The sequence below is a fragment of the Kitasatospora sp. NPDC057692 genome (genome assembly GCF_042799475.1).
Lineage (GTDB): Bacteria > Actinomycetota > Actinomycetes > Streptomycetales > Streptomycetaceae > Kitasatospora.
On the sequence record NZ_JBHVIV010000176.1, the window covers coordinates 1 to 5,870 of the forward strand.

Below are 5,870 nucleotides of genomic sequence, written 5' to 3' on the forward strand. Positions count from 1 at the left end.
CGGCTGCACCTCGGCGGAGACGAGTCCGAGGGCGGGCTCGCGGCCGGGCCGGGTCCGGTCGTGGGGAGCGGCGGGAGCGGCGGGCGCCGAGGGTGGCGCCGACGGGTCGGCCGGGGGTGCGGGCGGCCCGGCCCCGGCGTCCGCGGGCGCCGTCGGCGCGACGGCTCCGGGGTCGGCGGCAGCGGGCGGTGCACCCGGGGCGGGCACGGGAAGCGACGGCCCCGGCACCGGCGGCAGGTCGAGCGGGACCCGGTCCTGGGCGGCCGGCAGGGACACCGCGGGCCCGCCGAGCTCCTCCGGAGCGGGCAGCAGCTGGGACAGCAGGGCGCCGGTCGTCACGCCGACCAGCAGTGCCAGGGGGAAGGCCCCCGTCCTCGGTGCGCGCACGATACCGGCCCCCTCCCCTCGCCCCCTGGAAGGACACCTTAAGCGTGACTCTCGGGAAGGTTAAGAGGGAACCGCCACCCGTCCTGCTCCGGACCGGCGGAAGCGGCTCCGGCAACGGGACGATCCGGATGGTTCGGGCGCGGAACTCCGCGCCCGGCGGCTCCGCCCCTCTCCCGGGCGCCCACGGCAGAGGGGCCGGCCCTCCCGCACACGGCGGGGGGACCGGCCCCTCAGGGGATCAGCGGTGCGCTCAGGCGTCGCCGCCCGCGGCGCCCGGGTCGGCCGCCGCCACGTCGAGCAGCTGGTAGCGGTCGATCGCGTCCTTCAGCGCGCTGCGGTCGACCTTGCCCTGCTTGGCGAGCTCGGTGAGCACGCTCAGCACGACCGACTGCGCGTCGATGTGGAAGAAGCGACGGGCCGCACCGCGGGTGTCGGCGAAGCCGAAGCCGTCGGCACCCAGCGACTGGTACTGACCCGGCACCCAGCGGGAGATCTGGTCCGGCACCGCGCGCATCCAGTCGGACACGGCGACGAACGGGCCCTCGGCGCCCTGGAGCTTGCTGGTCACGTACGGGACGCGCTGCTGCTCCTCGGGGTGCAGCAGGTTGAACTCCTCGGCCTCCACCGCGTCGCGGCGCAGCTCGTTCCAGGAGGTCGCGGACCACACGTCGGCCTTGACGTTCCACTCGTCGGCCAGGATCCGCTGGGCCTCCAGGGCCCACGGCACGGCCACGCCGGAGGCGAGGATCTGGGCCGGGATCTGGCCGGCGGTGCCGGGGGCGTACCGGTGCAGACCCTTGAGGATGCCCTCGACGTCCACGTTCTCCGGCTCGGCCGGCATCTTGATCGGCTCGTTGTAGACGGTCATGTAGTAGAACACGTCCTCGCCGTGCGGGTGCTCGGCGCTGGAGCCGTACATCCGGCGCAGACCGTCCTGCACGATGTGCGCGATCTCGAAGCCGTACGCCGGGTCGTACGCGACGACACTGGGGTTGGTCGAGGCCAGCAGGTGCGAGTGGCCGTCGGCGTGCTGCAGGCCCTCACCGGTCAGCGTGGTGCGGCCGGCGGTGGCGCCGATCACGAAGCCGCGGGCCAGCTGGTCGGCCATCTGCCAGAACTGGTCACCGGTGCGCTGGAACCCGAACATCGAGTAGAAGACGTAGACCGGGATCAGCGGCTCGCCGTGGGTGGCGTAGGACGAGCCGGCGGCGATCAGCGAGGCGGTACAGCCCGCCTCGGAGATGCCGTCGTGCAGCATCTGGCCGGACGGCGACTCCTTGTAGGCCAGCAGCAGCTCGCGGTCGACCGACTCGTAGGTCTGGCCCAGCGGGTTGTAGATCTTCGCCGAGGGGAACAGCGAGTCCATGCCGAAGGTGCGGTACTCGTCGGGCGCGATCGGCACGAAGCGGTTGCCGATGCCCTTGTCCCGCATGAGGTCCTTGAGCACCCGGACGAACGCCATGGTGGTGGCGATGGTCTGGTTGCCGGAGCCCTTCTTGACCGCCTTGTAGGCGTCGTCGCCCGGGAGCTCCAGCTGCCGCGGCCGCACCTTGCGGGTCGGCACGTAGCCGCCCAGCTCCTTGCGGCGGTCGTGCATGTACTGGATCTCCTCCGAGTCACGGCCCGGGTGGTAGTAGGGCGGGTAGCCCTCCTCCAGCTGCTTGTCCGTGATCGGGAGGTGCAGGCGGTCGCGGAAGCGCTTCAGGTCCTCGACCGTCAGCTTCTTCATCTGGTGCGTCGCGTTGCGGCCCTCGAAGTTGGGGCCCAGCGTCCAGCCCTTGACGGTCTGCGCCAGGATGACGGTCGGCTGGCCCTTGTGCTCGCGGGCCGCCTTGAAGGCCGCGTAGACCTTGGCGTGGTCGTGGCCGCCGCGACCCAGGTGCTGGATCTGCTGGTCGGTCATGTTCTCGACCATCTTGCGCAGCCGCAGGTCGCCGCCGAAGAAGTTCTCGCGGATGTACGCGCCGGTCTCGGTGGCGTAGGTCTGGAACTGGCCGTCCACCGTGGTGTTCAGCTTGTTCACCAGGACGCCGTCGCGGTCCTGGGCGAGCAGCGGGTCCCAGCTGCGGTCCCAGACCAGCTTGATCACGTTCCAGCCGGCGCCGCGGAACTGCGACTCCAGCTCCTGGATGATCTTGCCGTTGCCGCGGACCGGGCCGTCGAGGCGCTGCAGGTTGCAGTTGACCACGAAGGTGAGGTTGTCCAGGCCCTCGCGGGCGGCCAGGGACAGCTGGCCGAGCGACTCGGGCTCGTCCATCTCGCCGTCGCCGAGGAAGGCGTACACGTGCGAGTCGGAGGTGTCCTTGATGCCGCGGTGCTCCAGGTAGCGGTTCATCCGGGCCTGGTAGATCGCGCCGAGCGGGCCGAGGCCCATCGAGACGGTCGGGAACTCCCAGAAGTCCGGCATCAGCCGCGGGTGCGGGTAGCTGGAGAGGCCGTAGGGGGCCTTCGACTTCTCCTGGCGGAAGGCGTCGAGCTGCTGCTCGCTGAGCCGGTCCAGCAGGAAGGCGCGGGCGTAGATGCCGGGGGAGGCGTGACCCTGGAAGAAGATCTGGTCGCCGGACTCGCCCTCGGCGTCCTTGCCGCGGAAGAAGTAGTTGAAGCCGACGTCGTAGAGCGACGCGGAGGAGGCGAAGGTGGCGATGTGGCCACCCACGCCGATGCCCGGGCGCTGCGCCCGGGAGACCATCACCGCGGCGTTCCAGCGGGTCGCGTTGAGGATCTTGCGTTCGATCTCCTCGTTGCCGGGGAAGAACGGCTCGTCCTTGGTGGCGATGGTGTTGACGTAGTCCGTGCTGCGCATCTCGGGCACGGCGACACGCTTCTCGCGGGCGCGCTCGATCAGCCGCAGCATCAGGTAGCGGGCACGCTCACGCCCCCGCTCGTCGATGGCCGCATCGAGCGACTCCAGCCATTCCGCGGTCTCCTCGGGATCGAAGTCCGGGACCTGACTCGGAAGGCCGCCAATGATGATCGGGTTGCGATCGGATCCGGAAGCCACGCTGTTCCTTCACTGTCGGTCGAAACTGAGGTGTGTCGCGCCGCCTCCATCGTGCTACCGCGCTCGGAGATCCGTCATCTCTACCGATCGGTAACCGCTCTCCCTGACAGAAGGAGCGGTCTGGTGATGTGCGGTTCGGACAGTGTCGTCCGGGCCGCGCACCCCCGGGTGTTACGAACAGAGGTGGTCCGACCTGGTTTCCCTTCCGTCCGATGGCGGACGGCCGGGGTGAGGGCCAACAGGAGACTCTACGCCCGCGCACGCGCGGACCCGAATGCCGTTCGCATCTCGGGCGTGCGTACGGCCTGTGGACCAGGACCTCCCGAAGCATCCTTGTCCTATGCAGAGAAGGGCAAATCGGTGTGATTCCCGACACGTCGCCCGGCGTGTCCCGGCGCGACACGTCAACCTTTGGAGGGGATCGGGGGTCGGGTACTTGCGCGAACCGCCGCGCCCGTGTGGACTACGGCCACAGCCCCGGCATGGACGCCGGGCCGAATACTGGAGGTTATTCCCGTGAGCGCGACCGCGGACCCCGCGGACAAGTCCAACCCGGCAGCCCGTCTCGGCTTCGAAGAGGGCCAGATCATCCAGGAGCTGGGGTACGACGAAGACACTGACCAGGACCTCCGCGAGGGCATCGAGGAGATCACCGGGACGGATCTCGTCGACGAGGACTACGACGACGTCGCCGACGCCGTCCTGCTGTGGCACCGCGACGACGACGGGGACCTCACCGACGCCCTCGTCGACGCCCTGGAATACCTGGCCGAAGGCGGCCTGATCTGGCTGCTGACGCCCAAGACCGGCCGGGACGGCCACATCGAGGCCTCGGACATCGCCGACGCCGCGAAGACCTCCGGCCTCTCCCAGACGAGCTCGATCGCGGTCGCCAAGGACTGGGCCGCGACCCGTCTGGCGACCAAGTCGACCGCCAAGCCGGGCAAGCGCTGAGCGCCGCCTGACGGGCCGCACCGGGCCCCGCCGGAGCATCCTCCGGCGGGGCCCGGTCGTTTTTCCGGCGGGCCGGCCCCGGTCGGCGCTCCGGCCGGCCCGAGGGCGTCCGGCGGGCTTCCGGACGGCCGAACCGTTCGCCCAGGGCGAAAGCGGTGGCCCCGGAGGGCACAGGGCTCACCCGTCCGGCTCAACCGCTCCCGGTGAATGCGAGGATGGCGCTCGTCGCGCCACCCGCGCGGCCCAGTCGCGTCGAGTGGGAGAGGTCCCCGCATGGCCATCGAGATCGGCACCGAGGCTCCGGACTTCGAGCTCAGGAACCAGCACGGCGAGCCGGTCCGGCTCTCCGACTTCCGGGGCGAGAAGAACGTCGTCGTGGTCTTCTACCCGTTCGCGTTCACCGGTGTCTGCACCGGCGAGGTCTGCGCGATCCAGAAGGAGCTGCCGCGCCTGCAGAACGACGAGGTGCAGGTGCTCGGCGTGTCCAACGACTCGCCCTTCAGCCAGCGGGTCTTCGCCGACCAGGAGGGCCTGGAGTTCCCGCTGCTCTCCGACTTCTGGCCGCACGGCGAGGTCTCCCGCGCCTACGGCGTCTTCGACGAGGAGAAGGGCTGCGCCGTCCGCGGCACCTTCGTGATCGACAAGGCCGGCGTGGTCCGCTGGAGCGTCGTGAACGGCCTGCCGGACGCCCGTGACGAGCAGGAGTACCTGGCGGCCGTCGGCGCGCTCTGAGCCGCCCGCGGGCTTCGCCCCGCCCCCGTCCGGCCGGTTCCCCGGCGCGGACGGGAACCCCGCACTACGATCGGCTCGTTGGCTGGTCAGAGGCCCGGGACGGTTCCACCGCCGGAGCCCCTGACCGCACCACGGGGGCACCGAGGAGTGCCTCCCGAATCTTGGAGGACAAGTGGGTGTCAGCCTGAGCAAGGGCGGCAATGTCTCGCTCACCAAGGAGGCCCCTGGCCTGACCGCCGTGGTGGTCGGCCTCGGCTGGGACGTCCGCACCACCACGGGCACGGATTTCGACCTGGACGCCAGCGCACTGCTCTGCAACGACCAGGGCAAGGTCGGCGCGGACGGCAACTTCGTCTTCTTCAACAACCTGAAGAGCCCCGACGGCTCGGTCGAGCACACCGGTGACAACCTCACCGGTGAGGGCGAGGGCGACGACGAGGCGATCAAGGTCAACCTGGCGACCGTGCCGGCCGACGTGGAGAAGATCGTCTTCCCGGTGTCCATCTACGACGCCGAGAACCGGTCGCAGAACTTCGGCCAGGTCCGCAACGCGTTCATCCGCGTGGTGAACCAGGCGGACAACAAGGAGCTGGCCCGGTACGACCTCACCGAGGACGCCTCCACCGAGACCGCGATGGTCTTCGGCGAGCTGTACCGCAACGGCGCCGAGTGGAAGTTCCGCGCGATCGGCCAGGGCTACGCCTCCGGCCTGCGCGGGATCGCCCAGGACTTCGGCGTCAACGTCTGAGTCGGGCGGGCCGCTGACGGCCCGTGCAGGGAGCTGTCTCTTATACAC

At 70.3% G+C, this 5,870-nt stretch carries 4 protein-coding genes and 1 pseudogene; 3 read left to right on the forward strand and 2 right to left on the reverse strand.

Annotated features, from left to right (window positions below):
• Together ACFVFS_RS40445 and aceE are read right to left on the reverse strand one after the other, a co-directional pair.
• Nucleotides 1–387: pseudogene (locus ACFVFS_RS40445) on the reverse strand (hypothetical protein); the annotation flags it as partial.
• A 250-nt stretch (nt 388–637) separates the two neighbouring features.
• Entirely contained in the window at nt 638–3,388 is a 2,751-nt protein-coding gene (aceE, locus tag ACFVFS_RS40450) for a pyruvate dehydrogenase (acetyl-transferring), homodimeric type (RefSeq protein WP_380630116.1), read from the reverse strand.
• A 516-nt stretch (nt 3,389–3,904) separates the two neighbouring features.
• Between aceE and ACFVFS_RS40455 the strand changes: the two genes are divergently transcribed.
• The 3 genes from ACFVFS_RS40455 to ACFVFS_RS40465 all read left to right on the forward strand — a co-directional run bounded on the left by ACFVFS_RS40455 (nt 3,905) and on the right by ACFVFS_RS40465 (nt 5,822).
• Nucleotides 3,905–4,342 (forward strand): DUF3052 domain-containing protein, encoded by a 438-nt coding sequence (locus ACFVFS_RS40455; protein WP_380630117.1) that lies wholly within the window; start codon nt 3,905–3,907, stop codon nt 4,340–4,342.
• Nucleotides 4,343–4,615: 273 nt separating this feature from the next.
• Complete coding sequence (locus ACFVFS_RS40460) at nt 4,616–5,074, forward strand: peroxiredoxin (protein ID WP_380630118.1); 459 nt, start codon at nt 4,616–4,618, stop codon at nt 5,072–5,074.
• Between the two features lie 172 nt (nt 5,075–5,246).
• Nucleotides 5,247–5,822, forward strand: coding sequence for a TerD family protein (locus tag ACFVFS_RS40465; protein ID WP_380630119.1), 576 nt, complete (start codon nt 5,247–5,249; stop codon nt 5,820–5,822).
• Nucleotides 5,823–5,870 lie beyond the last annotated feature (48 nt).

What these genes read in the sequence shown, in the direction of transcription:
- ACFVFS_RS40460 (WP_380630118.1), top strand. Translation starts at nt 4,616, where the DNA reads ATGGCCATCGAGATCGGCACCGAGGCTCCGGACTTCGAGCTCAGGAAC.